This window comes from Rhizobium sp. NZLR8, from assembly GCF_019685025.1.
Lineage (GTDB): Bacteria > Pseudomonadota > Alphaproteobacteria > Rhizobiales > Rhizobiaceae > Rhizobium.
In genome coordinates this window covers 1-14767 of the sequence record NZ_JABDVY010000007.1, presented here as the reverse complement: position 1 = coordinate 14767, position 14767 = coordinate 1, and the positions used below count along the sequence as shown (strand labels likewise).

Sequence of the window (14767 nt, the reverse complement as noted above, 5' to 3'; positions counted from 1 at the left end):
CGGAACCGATTTTCGGAAAGGATTATGCGCAGATTGAAAGTGATAGAGCGTCCTTAGCGCGTGCTATTGGACGCGCGGCGCTCTATGTCGAGATGATGTAGACGATCGTGAATGCAGAAGGGTCGACGATGACGATCCGGCCATCGGCGAGGAGGAAGAAACGGTAGGCCTTATACTGCGGCACGATCTCGATTATGCGCGGCGGCAGCGGCTCGAGCCTGATCTTCTTCGGGATGGTCGTACCGACCGAGACCGTGAAATCCGTCTCACGAACCGGCTCGACATGAACTTCCTTCACAACAGTACGGATTTCCGTCTGCTGCTCGACCGAGATGTTGACGTTGGTCGTGTTGTTCGTCTCGATCTTGGTGGTGTTTTTGGTGTTGCTGTCGACCGACGTGTTGTTGTTGCCGACGTTCATCTTGCTGTTGGACTGGGTCTCGGCCGAACCGCCGGAAGACTTCGCGGCATCGCCGGGTTTTTGAGTTTCGCCGGAGCCGGTCGAGGTGCCGGTCGATGTCCCGGTATCTTGGCTGCCGGCCGGCTTCTGGCTTTCGGTCGAAGACTGTCCCGACTTGGGCGTCGTCGAGCTATCGGAGCTTCCGGACTGCGTCTTGGTGCCGGGCTCGGTTGCCGTCTGGCCGGAGGATCCATCGGTGGTGGTTCCCGAGGATGCCCCCGATGAGCTTCCGTCGGAGCCCGAAGGCTGCTGCGTGCCTTGGCCAGTGGAACCACCTGCGCCACCAGAGGCGGCACCGCCCGCATCCGGCCGCTTGGTCGCACCGTCGCTGGACTGGCCGTTTTGGGTCGCACCCTTCTTGGGAAGAATCGGCGCATCCTGCGCCGAGGCGGAAATGATGCCAACCGGCGAAACGCCGATCGCGAGTGCCGTCATCAGGACGGCGAGTGTCTTGCTCTTCATAATAATTCTCTTTGCTTTTTCGGCCGCACGACGACGCTGCCGTCGACCGTGCGGCTGATCTAAACGATGATTTCCGAAGTTAAGACGCGGTAGCGGCCGCGTGGAGGATCAGGTCACTTGATGACCTGGATCACCTTGCGGGAGGACGGTTCGACGATGACACGTTCATCATTGACCACGGCGTAGGCATAGGTCGGATCATCCGGAATAGGCGTCACGACGACCGTTTCCGGCAGCGGCTGTCCGACGACAACCTTCTCCTTTACGACTACGCGCGCCGACGGTGCCGGAGCCTCGCGAACGTAGGTGACGACCTTTTGCGGCGGCGGATCGATCGCGGTGCCAACGATGGCGCCGGTAACACCGCCGACAGCAGCGCCAACGGGACCACCGACAATCGCTCCGGTGACTGCGCCGCCGGCCGCACCATTGACGGTCGAGGACTGGGCGAATGCGACGCCGGACATGAGGGTCGCGGCAGTTGCCGCACAGACGATAAGCTTGGAGAGCATATTTTCCTCCTTCTGTTTTGAAGCGATCTTAATGACCGCTGCCAAACCAACTAGCTGGAGGCGGGGTCGTTCCCCGCCCCGGACCTCAGTCTGATCGATCCCGGCCTTTGGTCCCAAATCCATGTCAATGTCCGTTGCCGGCGCTACTTGCAGATCGAAGGGCCCCGTATTTCCGGGCATAGGCAGGAGACCGAAGGAGATGGCACGATCCAACCGCAGGGAGGCGGGACGCAGGCGCCTGGCAATGCGCCTGCCGGAGATGCGGAAGCTGATCATGGAAGCCCGCGACCCGCTGCAGCTCGAACTCTTCGAGGCCTACCAGATGGCTGTCGAAGCGCGCGATGCCGTTCGCAGACAAGGGTTCAACTCCCACCGAGTGCGGGAGTATGATGAGGTCTGCGTCGAGATTGAGCGCCACGTCATCAGCGCCATGCACGAAGCTCCCTATACGACCGCGCAGAAGGCCGGAGAGCCGTCATAGCTCGAAGGCGTTTGGCGGTCCCGCTTGGACGATCCGGGTGATTGGCGCGCCAGCCTGGGCCGAGGGCGCTACCGAGCGCGGCCGGCGACGACCAACGCGCTCATGCCGCCGCTAGGACAGGCTCCGTGCCGTGCTTCCACTCGCTCAGCCACCTCGTCGACGATCTCGGATATCCGCTCCGGCGCCCGCCATTCAATCTCTCCCCGGAGCAGCGTGCCCTGGCAGAAGGCGGCTGCGACGTCGTGCGCGCTGGCCGCGACGGATGTCAATTCGAGCCGATCGCAGGTAATCGCCTCAAAGCCGGCGGAGGACATCTGCGCCTTGATAGAGCCGGGGTCGAAGTAGGAGTATGGCAAGCGCCTGAGAAAATCCGGCGGATCGGATGGGAATAGGCTTGCCAGGCATTCATCCACGGATCTGGCGAAGTCGTTGGCCGAAAGTGCATCCCACGTCGAGAACAGAAAACGGCCTTTGCTGCGCAACACTCTTTCCGCCTCGCCATAGGCCTTCACCTTATCGGGAAAGAACATCGCGCCGAACTGGCAGATGACGAGATCGAACATCTCGGGCGCGAAGGGGAGGTTTTGGGCATCGGCGTGCATCCAGTGGGTCCGCGACATCGTCACCGATGGTGCGCCGATGTCCATCATTGCCTGGTTGAGGTCGGTGGCAACGATTTCCGTTGGCGGATCAAGCGTCATGCGCAGCGCGCGTGTCAAGGCGCCCGTCCCCGCCGCGAGCTCGAGAACGCTGCCAGGTTTCGACCGGTCGGCGGCGATCGCCATCTCCGCCGCATAGGGCTCGAAAAGAATCGGCACAAGGAGGGTCTGGTAAAGCTCGGCCACACCTTCATCGAATGGTGCGGGAGAACTGGCAAATGCGGCGCGGGCGCCGTTTTCGATGTCGGCAGAAATTGTCACTCGCAGATCTCCAAAACCCGGACCATTCAGTGCTGAAATATGACTGAACCTACTGACGTCCACGGGGGCAGGACCTAGGTCCCAGGTCTGTCAGACCGAAGTCCCGGGGGTGGAACGCGGACAGGACCGCGCCGTTTCGAAGAGGTGAAGGAGATCCAGATATGGCCCAGAGTAACAGATCCCGCGTCAATGACGCCTGCAATGTGTCCGTCATCGCCCTTGTCGTCGTTCTCGCTGCGCTTCTCTACGTCTTTGGCGCCGCCATGTCTGGAGACTCGCTCCAGTTGACCAAAAGCATAAGGGGCGCCGAAATCTTCGATACCAGGGATCTACCCTGACGCTGTCTGGAAAAATTTTGAGGAAGCGATAGGTTAGTCGGCAAGTCTCTTACCGGTATCAAAATGATTTGGCTTCGCCGCTGGAATGCCCGCTCACTCGCCTCCCAGTTCTTCATCGCGGGTGGGCTCATATCGATCGCCGCCATGTTCCTGGTTGGCATTCTCGTCACCCACCTCATAGAGGAGGCGGTCATCCACAACTCCGGTGCTGCGACGGCGCTCTACGTGGACAGCGTGGTCGCGCCGCTGCTTCCCGACATGCAAAAAGCAACACCGCTCGACGAAGGCAGCGCTCAGGCTCTGGACGAGACGCTTGGTCAGGGCGCGCTCGGCAGGCGTCTTGTTTCGTTCAAGCTGTGGCGAAGCGACGGAACTATCCTCTATTCGAATGAGAAGGAGCTGGTGGGCAAGAAGTTTGCGGTAAACGGCAAGCTTCGAAACGCGTTCGCAGGGTCTCTCGTCGCCCGCTACGAGGTCGCAAGCGATCCGGAAAGCGACAAGGAGCGCGCGCTCGGCAGGCCGCTCATGGAAATCTACAATCCTGTGCTCCAGCCATGGTCCGGACAGGCGGTCGCCGTCATCGAGTTCTACGAGACGGCAGAAGGATTAGGCGACAGTCTGGCGCATGCCAGGCTCCGCAGTTGGGGCGCCGTCGCCGCCCTGACAGCAGTCTTTTTCCTTGTTCTCTCCGTTCTGGTCTTTCGGGGCAGCCGCACGATAGAGGCGCAACGCAAGGATCTCAAAGAACGGGTCAATGAACTGTCGGCACTTTTGGAGGAGAATCGCGGGCTTCAGCGGCGGCTGCAGCGCGCCTCCCAGCGGGCGGCGGCGCTCAACGAAACCTATCTACGCAGCATCGGTGCCGATCTGCACGACGGGCCGGCCCAGCACATTGCTTATGCCTCACTGCGGCTGGACAGCGATCTGTTGATCAATGCGTCGACCCAGCCCGAAACGCGTGAAAAGGAACTCGCCTGGATACGCTCGAGCCTTGCAGAGGCGATGACCGAGATCCGCAATATTTGCAGCGGCCTGGTGCTACCGCAAATCGAGAAATCCTCGATCGCCGAGATCGTCGCGCGGGTGGTCGAAGCACACCAGCGCAAGACCGAAACCCATGTCGAAACAATCATCGACGACAATGGACCCGAACCCGCTCCTGCCGTAAAGATCTGCATCTATCGCTTCGTTCAGGAAGCGTTGAACAATGCGTATCGCCATGGCGGCGGCGTACAGCAGGCCGTAAGAGCCGTCTCGCGCAATGGTCATGTTCACGTCGAGGTCAGCGACCGCGGCGATGGCTTCGATCCGACCGAGGTGAGGCCTACGAGCCTCGGCCTTGTCGGACTTCGCGAACGCATCGACAGCCTCGGAGGATCCTTCGACGTCAAGACAGGCGAAGGAGGCACGACGGTGACCATGACCTTCGAGCCTATGGAAATGGGAGACTAGGGATGACATCAATCACTATCGGCGTCGTGGACGACCATCCGCTTTTTCGCGAGGGCGTTACGCGCAGCCTCTCGGAGATCAGCAACTTTGCCGTCGTTGGCGAAGGTGCCAGCAGCAATGATGCAGTGATGATCGCTGCCACCAGCCATCCCGACATCATGCTTCTCGATGTCTCGATGCCCGGTGGCGGACTGTCGGCGATCGGCGATGTGCTGACGCGTAGCCCGACAACGAAAGTGCTGATGCTGACGGTATCGGAGGAGGTGGACACGCTGCTGGCAGCCCTTCAACAGGGCGCGATGGGCTATGTTCTCAAAGGTGTCGGATCGCGTGGTCTCGTCGAAGCCATCCAGACGGTGCTGAGTGGCTCACGGTATATCTCGCCGACAATGTCGACGAAGGTCATGGAGAATTCGCTGCATGGCAGCGCACCCGATAAGAACAGTCTGACGCCACGAGAACGCGAGGTGATGGATCTGGTCTCTCAAGGCCTGTCAAACAAACATATCGGCTTGCGTCTCAACCTTCAGGAAAAGACGGTGAAGCACCATATGACACAGATTCTGAGCAAGCTCGGCGTCACGAACAGGACTGAAGCGGCTCTCCAATGGCGCGAACGGCGCTAGAGCATGCTGCCGAAAAGGGTGAGCGGGTTTTCCGACGACCTCATGTCCTGACTCAGCAACAGAACAGGCGCTGCCCGCACCACCCACTTTGCGGCTCCTTAGCGAAGGTAGCGGCCTAACCGGCTGGCATCATTTGCAGTCGCTTGCCGGCTTATGATCGTTCTGCCTTTTCCGTCCTTCATGACGTAACGGCCACGCCGCAGGGTTTCGGTAATGCCGTTTGCATGGCGGACGTCGATCGAACCATCGGAAGCTTCGATCGCTCTCGCCCCCGATTCTTGTGAGGTCCCTTTGGCAGAGGAAGAGGATCCGGCACTATTGCTGGAGCTTCCACCGGCACTATTCCCGGAACCGCCGTTCCCGTTCCCGTTGCCGCTCCCTCCCCCGTTGCCGTTCCCGTTGCCGCCGCCGTTACCGTTTCCTCCCCCGTTGCCATTCCCTCCCCCGTTGCCGTTGCCATTGCCGCCGCCATTCCCGTTGTTGCCGTCCTTAGCCTGCGCGCTTTCGACCGCCAGAACGGGAAGGGAGCCGCCAAGGTTCAATGTCACCGGCGATGCAACAGCGACGAGGGCTGCGGCCGTGCTGCCGCCCCACCTCAGAAAATCGCGTTTCGAGAGAGTCATCCTATATAGCCTCGTTCGTCCGTTCTCCGCCGTTTCCTACGCGGAATAGGCGCATGACAATTTTCGCTGTTCCGAAGATCAAATGCAACCGGACCTAAGGTACTAGAAAGGGCAGGACTTTAGTCCGGCTTACCCATAGCCAAGTCCACGAGCAAGGAATTCCGAACGATCATTGCGAGAGATAGACTGCGCCGCGCGCCATTCGTGACCTTCGCCGCCTCGTTGATGTATTGCCGCATGAGGGAGAATGCATTTTTCTGGAACTTCTTTCCGCGCCGCCGATTTGATTGTCGAAGAGCAACAGAGGAAACAGTGATGGCAAACCCGAACGAATCCCCCGCAGTCCAGTCCATGCGAAAAGAACAGGCAGAGCAGCGGAAGCAGGCCCAAAAAGGCGAGCTCGACAGAGGTATCGAGGGCACCTTTCCGGCCTCCGACCCAGTGTCTGCTACCCATACCTCAATTCCTGCCGGCCGCAGCGACGTCGAGGCGGCTGAGCGGGTGAAACGAGAGCCCGATCCCACCAGGCTCGACGAGGCATTTCCGTTCGTCGATCAGGCCCTGCGCTCGACCGGCGAAACCGGCGGCTCTTCCGCAGGCGTCGATGCCGATCGAGGGGAAATGCGGACGCTTCAGAAAGACGCAAGTCGAGTGGCGGAAACCGCTTCGGAACTGGCTTCAGGAACAGCGCGCCTGGCGAAGGCGGAAGCGAGCAGCTTCGTCCACGAGATCGAGAATCGGATACGCCGGCAGCCGCTGACCGCAGTGGCGATCGTCGCCGGCATAGCCTTCGTCTTCGGTGCGACGCGTTGAGGAGCCAGCCTAAAGCGCGTCGCATCAAATTTGATTCATGCGGCGCGCTTTAGTCCTTTGTTTTTATGCATGTCGTTATCCCGGAACCGCTGCGCCCTTCTGGGCGACATGCATTAGCTTCCCGGAAGTCTTGTGAAAATCGCAACCTACAATGTCAACGGAATCAATGGACGGCTGCCGATCCTGTTGCGCTGGCTGAAGGAGGACGCCCCTGATGTCGTCTGCCTCCAGGAGCTTAAGACAGACGACGCCAGGTTTCCGCGAAAGGAAATCGAACGATCCGGCTACGGCGCCGTCTGGCACGGCCAAAAATCCTGGAACGGCGTTGCCATCCTGGCGAAGGGCAAGACACCGATCCTGACCCGGCGCGGACTTCCCGGCGACCCCGATGACACACACAGCCGCTATATCGAAGCCGTCATCGACGGCGTCGTGATCGGATGCCTGTATCTGCCGAACGGCAATCCCTTCCCCAGCGTCAAGTTCGATTATAAACTCCGCTGGTTCCGCCGCCTGCGCGAATACGCCGCCGAACTCCTCGAACTCGAAGTGCCTTCGATCCTCGCCGGCGACTTCAACGTCATGCCGACGGAGATCGACGTCTACAAACCCGAACGCTGGCTGGACGACGCCCTATTCAGGCCCGAAGTCCGCAAGGCCTATGCCAATCTCGTCGCCCAGGGCTGGACCGACGCCGTCCGGCATCTGCATCCGGAAGAGCGCATCTACACCTTCTGGAAATACTGGCGGAACAGCTTCGAACGCGATGCGGGGCTGCGGATCGACCACTTCCTGCTCAGCCCGGCCGTCGCGCCATGGCTGCGATCGGCGACCGTCCGGAAAAACCCGCGAGGCTGGGAGCATACCAGCGATCACGCACCCGTCATGATCGAGCTCGTTGTTCCCGCCGCCGAAGCCGTGTGAGCCGAGATGCCGTCGATCGCAGGCGCAGCAAGGAACCTACGATGCCGGCTGGAGTTAGCTCGCAAAGGAGATTGACCTATGCCCACGAATTCCATCCCCAATTCCGCAAAGCTTCCGCCGAAGCCGTTGAACGAGGATACCCAGGACGAACTGCCGGAAACCAATATCGACGAACAGCGAAAGCCTCCCATCAATATAGGCAGCAGCCGCGAGGCGGGCGACGGTGTCACCGACGCCGACCCAGAGACAGGCCGCGCTAGTCCGAAGGATCGCATCCCTGCCCCGCAGTTCTCCAATCGGAAGTGACTGCTATGGCAGAAAGCAAGAATTACCTGAACTCCGACGAGATCCAGGCTGACGACCAGCTGTCGCCGAAGCCGATCGAAGGAAAGGATCCGCCAAGGCACGTGCGCAAAAGCGAGGAAGCGGTCGCCGAAGGCTCTGACGACACCGGGCGCGTGCGGGTTCCGCCCCCGGTCGCCAATCCCGATTGATCGCCCGCCGGGAGGCGGTTCCGATCATCGTCAACTCATTCATTCGCGCCCAGATCATAAATGCGGCCAGTCAGCCAGGCTGGCCAGTCTCGCTCGAAGAAGGACTTGGCGTTTTCATCCACAGCGCGGTTCGGGCGCGTCGAAAGCTTGATCTCATCGCCCTCGAGCCGAACGACGATCTGCTCATCCCGATGCGCTTCGCGTTCCCTGCGGAAGCGATATTGTTCTAACAGACCTGCGCTCGCATGCGGAATGGATTCGCCTTGCGGATCACATATCGCTCGCGCTCCGCGGCTGCCGCCTCCCCTTCGTATGAAGAAATCAAGCGCGCTGAGCACCGCTTCGGAGGCGAGCGCCATATGCCGCCATTGCACGCCTCGGACCGCCTCGGCTGCGCGACCGTAGGCGACGCCATCAGCGCGAATTTCAGCACTCAGCTTCCGAGCCTCGATCAAGGCCTCGCCGACGCTCTGCTCATCGCAGATGATGCCGGCCTTCTCGCTCATTCGCGACTGCACTGCTGAGCGAATCGATTTGACGGTGAGCGGGCTTTCAGTCCGAAGGGCGGAAAGCAGATCGGCAACACCTGCCTCGGCGATACCTGATTTATCCCCTGTGGCGGGCCGCTTCGCTCTACCGCTCGCGCCGATGTGCTCGGCCACCCGGGTGCCGAAGACTTGCCCGGCATTGAGCGCCGCTCCTCCCGGCCTCGTCACCCCATGGGTACCCGCCGCTTCTCCGACAGCATAACAGCCGGCAAGATTGCTGCGGCCCCAGGTGTCGACCATGATGCCGCCATTCATGTGCTGGTTGTTGACGGCGAATTCCAGCGGCTCGGCGGCGATGTCGATCTTGTAGCGGCGGTAGAGCTCGATCGCGAGCGGGTTCATGTGCTTCAAGCGATCGATCGGCACGTCTTGGCCAGCGCCGGCCTTGCCGAGATAGAGGCGGACGTCGTCGTCCAGCCTTTCGAGGCTGAACGGCAGGTCGCCTGGTACCGGCAGGGGATTGCGATTGAAGTCCATGAAGACACGCCGCCCGGCGGCGGTTTCGCTTGATATCGCGAGATCCACCAGGCTCGAGCCGAAGTCCAGCATGCGCGTCGCATGAAATGGCCACTGGTAGCCCTTGCGGAAGACATTCGACGCCAGCTCTTGCGTCGTGCGGTAATATTGCGCCAGGAAGTGGTGCTCGGTGCCTTCCGCATCGACCGAGTAGATATGCGGGATCGCCTGGACGTAAGTGCCCGACAGATTCCACGGAAAACCTTCCCGGCGCGTTCCGATGCCGAACTGGCTCTCTGTGAGGTTGACGAGTTCGACACCTGCCTCGAGCGCCAGTCCGAGGGAACCGAAACAGCCGTTGGGATAAACGCTGTCGCGATAGAGTTCTCCAGGCCCGCCAGCCGCCAGCACGATCACTCCACTGACGAACAACGCAATGCCGAGCGGGTTCTGCCCTGTGCGGTCACTGGCGCGCATGGCCAGTATGCCGACGACGTGGCGGTCCGCCCCTTCGCCTTCGGTGAGGATTTTGACGGCGGTGGTCTGGTTATAGAACGGCACGTCGAGCCGGATCGCCTCATCAGCCAGCACCTTGACCATCAAGCGCGAGGTGCGCGGACCGCAGCTGGTGGCGCGGCCGACGTCGTCGTGGTCAGTCTGGTATCTCAAAGTTCCGCCGAGCGGATCCTGCGGCAGCGGCAGGCCGAGGAACTGCAGCGACGCCATCATCCGGGATGAGCCGACAGCCTCGACATAGGCCGTATCCTCGTCCATTGCGCCGCCGCTGCGGACGGCACGGGCCATCGCCTTGTAATTGTCGCCCTGATCCGCCGTGTTTGCCGTGTGAAGGGTCTGCTTGTCCGATCCCGAACAGGCCGAGGTTCCGCCCCAGGCGCTCTGGCTGACGATGACGACGTCATCGCCGCGCCGCTTCATTTCCACCGCGGCGCGCAGACCTGCAGCACCGGATCCGACGACGACGCAGCCGGCTCGGTAGACCGGCAGCTCGACGCCGGCGAGCCGGACCGCTTCCGATGAGGAAGCCTCGGGTGGAAGGCGCGGCATGTCGACATCGGTCAGTGCGTCAAGAATTTCCTGCGGAACAGCTCTGGTCATTGGCATTCAGCCCAACGGGATGTCGACCCAGCGCTTCTGCCGGGAGGACTCCATGCATGCATCGACGATCTGGCAGATGTGGTGGCCCGTATCGAATGTCGGCCACATCGGCTTGTTTGCAACGATCGAACGGATGACCTCGGCCACCTCGATGATCTTGCTTTCATTGTAGCCGATGCCGAAATTCGGCAGAGGAAGGAAAGCCTTGAAGGTGGGATTTTCCGGCCCGACGTCGATCTCCCGGAAGCCGCGCCGCGCCGTCCGGTCGTCGTTGGAATAGAAGCGCAGCCGGTTTATCTCGTCATAGGTATAGGCGATGCTGCCTTTCGTTCCATAGACCTCGTAGGTCTGCATGAACTTGCGGCCGGTCGCGACACGGCTGAAATCGACGATCCCGCCGGCGCCGTTGGCAAACCGGCACAGCAGGTTGGTCGCGTCGGGGTTGGTAATATCAGCCCAGGCCTCGTTGCCGATGAGCTTCACCTGCTCGCCATAGGCAAGGTCCTCGACGACGGGCCGGCGCGGCGTCACGATGAAATTGTCAGCGATCAGGGAACTGACGCGGCCGACCAGGAAATCCATGAAGCTGAAAATGTGCGAGCCGGTGTCGCCGACGATCCCGGTTGGCGCCAGCTTTCCATCGGCGCGCCACATGAAGGGGGCGTTCGGATCGCCAAACATGTCGACGTGCTGGCAGCCGCGGAACAGCTTGATCTCGCCGATTTCGCCGGATTGAATGATGTCTTTCGCCAGATCATGGACGGGGTTTCTGGGAAAGGCGTGCCCGACACGGGTAATGACACCCTTCTCCCTGGCGATGTCTGCCAGTTCCCGAGCCTCGTCGGCGGTGTTTGCCAGTGGCTTTTCGCAGTAGACATGCTTGCCGGCCAGCAGGGCCGCCTTGGCCACAGGATAATGAAGGTGGTCAGGCAGGCAGATATCGATCAGATCGACTTCAGGATCGGCGATCGCCAGTTTCCAGTCTTGATAGATCCGCGCACCCGGCGCCCTGCTGCCGAGATCCTCGACTGCGTCAGGATTGCGATCGACAAGCGCCACGATCCGCGCCGTCCCGTCCGAGACGCCGAAGAAATGCGCAAAGGTCTGATAGGCCATCGTGTGGATCTTTCCCATCCAGCCCGAGGCGCCAAGCACTGCAACTCTCACTTCGACCATTGTCATTACTCCTTAGCGGATTTCGGCGCGGGCCCGAGGTCTAGTGTCGTTGCGTTCGTAGGCGAAGATCGCCGACGGCAGCGCTGACAGGCCCCGGATGAGGTCCGATCCTTTTTCCCCGACCATGATTGTCGGTGCATTGGTATTGCAGGACGGCACGCGCGGCATGACCGAGGAATCGCAGACGCGGAGACCTTCAAGACCATGGACCTTGAGATCGAGCCCGACGACCGCATCCGGCCCCGTTCCCATCTTGCAGGTGCCCACGGGATGATGGTCGGTCTTGGCGTTGGCGCAGCCGTAGTCGAAGAGCTGCTCGTCGGTCATGACTTTCGGCCCGGGAAGCCTTTCGGCCATGACAAAGGGCTTCAGCGCCGCCTGCTGCATGATCTCTCGGGCGAGCTTGAGCCCCTCCAGGGACATCGCCCTGTCGTGAGGATCGGACCAGTAGTTGGGATCGATCAGGGGAGCAGCAGCCGGATCGGAGGATGACAGACGCACCGTCCCGCGCGAGCGCGGATGCAGATAGGCGGAATTGAGCGTCACGCCGGCGTTCTTGAGCCGCTCGACGCCCGCTTCGATACCCGAACCCAAACCGAGGTGGAACTGGATATCAGGAGACCGAGCGTCGGGATCGGCATACCAGAAGCCGCCGGTCTCGAAGAGCGACGAGGCAACCGGACCGCTGCGGAACAGGGCATATTGAAGACCGGCCCAAAGCGTGCGGTGAAGCTTTGCGACGCCGTCATAGGTATGATCGCCGGTGCACTCGGCGATGACGAAAAGGTCGAGGTGATCCTGAAGATTGCCGCCGACGCCGGGCAGATCGTGGAGCACCTTGACGCCCGCAGACCTTAGGTGATCGGCCGGTCCTATGCCGGACTGCAAAAGCAGCTTCGGCGATCCGATCGCGCCGGAGGAGATCAGCACTTCACGCTCGGCGCGGACGATTTCCGAGCCGCGCGCGGTGGCGATCTCGACGCCTGTCGCACGCGCTCCCTCGACGATAATCCGCGCGACGCGGGCGCCCGTCCGAACCGTCAGGTTCTTCCGATCCTTGATCGGCGAGAGGTAAGCAAGCGAAGCGGAGGACCGGCGGCGATCGCGCTGGGTGAGTTGGTAAAATCCGACGCCCGCCTGCTGGCGGCCGTTGAAGTCATAATTATAGGGAATACCGAGCTCCTGCCCGGCGCGAATATAGGCGTCGCAGATCGGCAACGGCGCCGCCGGCATCGAAACACCAAGCGGACCGCCATAGGCGTGGTAGTCGTCGGCGAAGCGCTGATTGTCCTCCGCACGTTTGAAATAGGGAAGGATCGAGCGATAGTCCCAGCCCTCGCAGCCGTCTTCACTCGCCCAAAGATCATAATCTGCAGCGTTTCCGCGCGTATAGAGCTGTGCGTTGATCGATGAGCCGCCACCGATGACCTTTGCCTGCGTATAGCGTAGCACCCGGCCCTTCATGTGTTTCTGAGGAACGGTTTCCCAGCCCCAGCTGGCCACACCTTTGGTCATCTTGGCGAAGCCGGCCGGCATGTGAAAAAGAGGATTCCAGTCGCCTCCCCCCGCTTCGAGCAGGAGGACGCTGATATCCGGATCTTCGCTCAGCCGGCTCGCAAGCACGCATCCTGCAGGACCGGCACCGGTGATGATGTAGTCGAATCCCATTTTTACTGTCCTGTTTGAACCCGGCTGACGCCAATGGATCTGCTCATGCCTGCAAGTCCGTCGATGCGATGTGATCTGCAACTCTCAGCGCCTGGCTGGCGACGGTGAGCGCGGGATTGACGGCAGCCGACGTCGGCAGGAAACCGGCGTCGACGACGAAGAGGTTTTCGTGATCATAAGAACGGCAGTAAGGATCCAGCGGCGCCGTCGCGGGATCGTTTCCGATGCGGACCGTTCCGCACTGATGGGAAGGCGTGCGCTTGTCGAAGGGTCTCGACAGCACGATCGGAAATCCGATCGACTTCAGGATCGCCTTCAGCCTGGCGACAAGTGCCAGATGCGCATCCCAGTTGGTTCGTTGCCACTGGAGAATGATCCGATCTCCATCGACCATGACGCGACTTTCGGGATTGGGAACGTCCTCGCTCATCGCGTAGAAATCGATGGCATGGCTGGTGATGAAACGCAGGACCCATTCCGGCGCCCTTGGCAGCGAACCCTTCAGAACCTTTTCGGAGATCCGGCCGAGGAGCTGCACGTTGCCGAGCGGCGGTCCACCCTTCCCGTCCGAGAGATAGAAGTCGTTGAAGGCAAAGGTCTTCTGGTAGACGGAGGTGTTCCGGAACCGTGGCGAGACGCCGATGACGGCGGAGGCGTTGTGGTTCATGAAATTGCGCCCCACCTGGTCGGAGGAGTTCGCCAGGCCTCCTGGGAAGCGGTCGTTTTTCGAGCGAAGCAGAAGCACCGACGACTGAACCGCACCGGCCGAAAGGATCAGGATCTTCGGCGAAACCGTCAGCGTCTCGCCGTTCCTGACATAGGTGACCCGGTCGATCCGGCTCCCCGCTGCGGTATCGAGCCTCGTCACGCGCGCATTGATTTCGAGCCGCACGTTCTCATGGCTTAACGCTACCGCAAGCGCTGCTGTCTCGGCATCCATCTTGCCGTCCCGTGCATTCGGATGCGCATCCCAGGGCGTGCGTGCCTTGGAAAGCCAGGCGTCGAGGTCCAGGCCGAGCGGCAGGGAAAACGGGTGCAGGCCCTTTTCCTTGAGGCGCGCCCTGACATCGGCGATCGGCGCCTCGTCCGGCACGGGTGGGTAGCCGTAGGCAGTCGAGTGATAAGGCTCGGTAGGGTCTTCGCCGAGGTTGCCGCGAACCTGGTACATCCTTTCCGCCTTAGCGTACCACGGCTCCAACTCCTCATAGGCAAACGGCCAGGCCGGCGACACGCCTTCCCGATGCTCGATCACGCCGAAATCCTCTTTGCGATAGCGCGACAAAACGGCGCCATAGAATTTCGAATTGCCACCGACATTGTAGTAGTTGCCGGGATTGAAGCCTTTGCCGTTTGCCTCGTACCAGGTTTCCTTCGGCCGGAAATGTCCCCGCTGGAAGATGGCGCGCTGGTCGCGATTGACAGGAAGATCGGCGATGTGATCGCCGGCTTCGAGGATCAATATCCGCGCGCCGGTCGCAGCCAGGCCGGCGGCGACGGTGGAGCCGCCGACGCCTGAACCGATGATGACGATGTCTGGTGAACTGTTCATATCAGCGCCTGGCCGTCATATAATCCGCACCTGGCTGTCCGGATCGAAGAACACGGCCTTGTCGAGATTGAAGGCAAGGCGAGTTGTCTGTCCCGGAGCGATGCCGGCATCGGCGCGCAGGCGGGCGACGACGGATTTGCCGCCGAGCT

General features: G+C 61.2%; 16 protein-coding genes and 1 pseudogene. 8 read left to right on the top strand and 9 right to left on the bottom strand.

Annotation, left to right across the window (positions count from 1 at the left end):
• Positions 1 to 82: 82 nt before the first annotated feature.
• Together HJB89_RS16875 and HJB89_RS16870 are read right to left on the bottom strand one after the other, a co-directional pair.
• Positions 83 to 922, bottom strand: a complete 840-nt coding sequence (locus HJB89_RS16875; RefSeq protein WP_207583882.1) for a DUF1236 domain-containing protein — start codon at positions 920 to 922, stop codon at positions 83 to 85.
• 113 nt (positions 923 to 1035) lie between these two features.
• Positions 1036 to 1434, bottom strand: a complete 399-nt coding sequence (locus tag HJB89_RS16870) for a DUF1236 domain-containing protein (RefSeq protein ID WP_207583881.1) — start codon at positions 1432 to 1434, stop codon at positions 1036 to 1038.
• Positions 1435 to 1633: 199 nt separating this feature from the next.
• Here HJB89_RS16870 and HJB89_RS16865 point away from each other — a divergent pair, with 199 nt between their 5' ends.
• Positions 1634 to 1915, top strand: coding sequence for a hypothetical protein (locus HJB89_RS16865; protein WP_207583880.1), 282 nt, complete (start codon positions 1634 to 1636; stop codon positions 1913 to 1915).
• A 68-nt stretch (positions 1916 to 1983) separates the two neighbouring features.
• Here HJB89_RS16865 and HJB89_RS16860 read toward each other — a convergent pair whose 3' ends face one another.
• The gene (locus HJB89_RS16860) at positions 1984 to 2835 is read right to left on the bottom strand and encodes a methyltransferase domain-containing protein (protein ID WP_221132689.1); all 852 of its coding nucleotides are present in this window, start codon (positions 2833 to 2835) and stop codon (positions 1984 to 1986) included.
• A 161-nt stretch (positions 2836 to 2996) separates the two neighbouring features.
• On the opposite strand from HJB89_RS16860, the gene HJB89_RS16855 reads away from it, so the two are divergent.
• From HJB89_RS16855 to HJB89_RS16845, 3 genes are all read left to right on the top strand, one after another.
• Positions 2997 to 3173, top strand: coding sequence for a hypothetical protein (locus tag HJB89_RS16855; RefSeq protein WP_207583878.1), 177 nt, complete (start codon positions 2997 to 2999; stop codon positions 3171 to 3173).
• A gap of 63 nt (positions 3174 to 3236) precedes the next feature.
• Positions 3237 to 4625, top strand: coding sequence for a sensor histidine kinase (locus tag HJB89_RS16850; protein ID WP_221150238.1), 1389 nt, complete (start codon positions 3237 to 3239; stop codon positions 4623 to 4625).
• 2 nt (positions 4626 to 4627) lie between these two features.
• On the top strand, positions 4628 to 5251 hold the full coding sequence (locus HJB89_RS16845) for a response regulator transcription factor (protein ID WP_207583876.1): 624 nt from the start codon (positions 4628 to 4630) through the stop codon (positions 5249 to 5251).
• 98 nt (positions 5252 to 5349) lie between these two features.
• Here HJB89_RS16845 and HJB89_RS33245 read toward each other — a convergent pair whose 3' ends face one another.
• Positions 5350 to 5874, bottom strand: coding sequence for a hypothetical protein (locus HJB89_RS33245; protein WP_207583875.1), 525 nt, complete (start codon positions 5872 to 5874; stop codon positions 5350 to 5352).
• Between the two features lie 315 nt (positions 5875 to 6189).
• Here HJB89_RS33245 and HJB89_RS16840 point away from each other — a divergent pair, with 315 nt between their 5' ends.
• The 4 genes from HJB89_RS16840 (at position 6190) to HJB89_RS16825 (ending at position 8105) form a co-directional block, all read left to right on the top strand.
• Positions 6190 to 6687: a hypothetical protein gene (locus HJB89_RS16840; RefSeq protein WP_207584294.1), complete on the top strand. Its 498-nt coding sequence runs from the start codon at positions 6190 to 6192 to the stop codon at positions 6685 to 6687.
• A 132-nt stretch (positions 6688 to 6819) separates the two neighbouring features.
• Positions 6820 to 7611: an exodeoxyribonuclease III gene (gene xth / locus HJB89_RS16835; RefSeq protein ID WP_207583874.1), complete on the top strand. Its 792-nt coding sequence runs from the start codon at positions 6820 to 6822 to the stop codon at positions 7609 to 7611.
• A 78-nt stretch (positions 7612 to 7689) separates the two neighbouring features.
• On the top strand, positions 7690 to 7917 hold the full coding sequence (locus HJB89_RS16830; protein ID WP_221132690.1) for a hypothetical protein: 228 nt from the start codon (positions 7690 to 7692) through the stop codon (positions 7915 to 7917).
• 5 nt (positions 7918 to 7922) lie between these two features.
• Complete coding sequence (locus tag HJB89_RS16825; RefSeq protein WP_221116282.1) at positions 7923 to 8105, top strand: hypothetical protein; 183 nt, start codon at positions 7923 to 7925, stop codon at positions 8103 to 8105.
• A gap of 35 nt (positions 8106 to 8140) precedes the next feature.
• Here HJB89_RS16825 and HJB89_RS16820 read toward each other — a convergent pair whose 3' ends face one another.
• From HJB89_RS16820 to HJB89_RS16800, 5 genes and pseudogenes are all read right to left on the bottom strand, one after another.
• Positions 8141 to 10225, bottom strand: coding sequence for an FAD-binding protein (locus HJB89_RS16820; protein WP_221150237.1), 2085 nt, complete (start codon positions 10223 to 10225; stop codon positions 8141 to 8143).
• 6 nt (positions 10226 to 10231) lie between these two features.
• On the bottom strand, positions 10232 to 11401 hold the full coding sequence (locus HJB89_RS16815; protein WP_207583871.1) for a Gfo/Idh/MocA family protein: 1170 nt from the start codon (positions 11399 to 11401) through the stop codon (positions 10232 to 10234).
• A 12-nt stretch (positions 11402 to 11413) separates the two neighbouring features.
• Positions 11414 to 13069 carry a GMC family oxidoreductase gene (locus tag HJB89_RS16810; protein WP_207583870.1) on the bottom strand — a complete coding sequence of 552 codons (1656 nt, stop codon included), beginning with the start codon at positions 13067 to 13069 and terminating at the stop codon, positions 11414 to 11416.
• Between the two features lie 43 nt (positions 13070 to 13112).
• On the bottom strand, positions 13113 to 14618 hold the full coding sequence (locus HJB89_RS16805) for a GMC oxidoreductase (RefSeq protein WP_207583869.1): 1506 nt from the start codon (positions 14616 to 14618) through the stop codon (positions 13113 to 13115).
• Between the two features lie 15 nt (positions 14619 to 14633).
• Positions 14634 to 14767: pseudogene (locus HJB89_RS16800) on the bottom strand (sugar ABC transporter ATP-binding protein); the annotation flags it as partial.

Bases quoted from the DNA above. Each gene is read 5' to 3' on its own strand.
- HJB89_RS16875 (WP_207583882.1), bottom strand. From the start codon at position 922: ATGAAGAGCAAGACACTCGCCGTCCTGATGACGGCACTCGCGATCGGC.
- HJB89_RS16870 (WP_207583881.1), bottom strand. From the start codon at position 1,434: ATGCTCTCCAAGCTTATCGTCTGTGCGGCAACTGCCGCGACCCTCATG.
- HJB89_RS16865 (WP_207583880.1), top strand. From the start codon at position 1,634: ATGGCACGATCCAACCGCAGGGAGGCGGGACGCAGGCGCCTGGCAATG.
- HJB89_RS16855 (WP_207583878.1), top strand. From the start codon at position 2,997: ATGGCCCAGAGTAACAGATCCCGCGTCAATGACGCCTGCAATGTGTCC.
- HJB89_RS16850 (WP_221150238.1), top strand. From the start codon at position 3,237: ATGATTTGGCTTCGCCGCTGGAATGCCCGCTCACTCGCCTCCCAGTTC.
- HJB89_RS16845 (WP_207583876.1), top strand. From the start codon at position 4,628: ATGACATCAATCACTATCGGCGTCGTGGACGACCATCCGCTTTTTCGC.
- HJB89_RS33245 (WP_207583875.1), bottom strand. From the start codon at position 5,874: ATGACTCTCTCGAAACGCGATTTTCTGAGGTGGGGCGGCAGCACGGCC.
- HJB89_RS16840 (WP_207584294.1), top strand. From the start codon at position 6,190: ATGGCAAACCCGAACGAATCCCCCGCAGTCCAGTCCATGCGAAAAGAA.
- HJB89_RS16830 (WP_221132690.1), top strand. From the start codon at position 7,690: ATGCCCACGAATTCCATCCCCAATTCCGCAAAGCTTCCGCCGAAGCCG.
- HJB89_RS16825 (WP_221116282.1), top strand. From the start codon at position 7,923: ATGGCAGAAAGCAAGAATTACCTGAACTCCGACGAGATCCAGGCTGAC.
- HJB89_RS16820 (WP_221150237.1), bottom strand. From the start codon at position 10,225: ATGACCAGAGCTGTTCCGCAGGAAATTCTTGACGCACTGACCGATGTC.
- HJB89_RS16815 (WP_207583871.1), bottom strand. From the start codon at position 11,401: ATGGTCGAAGTGAGAGTTGCAGTGCTTGGCGCCTCGGGCTGGATGGGA.
- HJB89_RS16810 (WP_207583870.1), bottom strand. From the start codon at position 13,069: ATGGGATTCGACTACATCATCACCGGTGCCGGTCCTGCAGGATGCGTG.
- HJB89_RS16805 (WP_207583869.1), bottom strand. From the start codon at position 14,618: ATGAACAGTTCACCAGACATCGTCATCATCGGTTCAGGCGTCGGCGGC.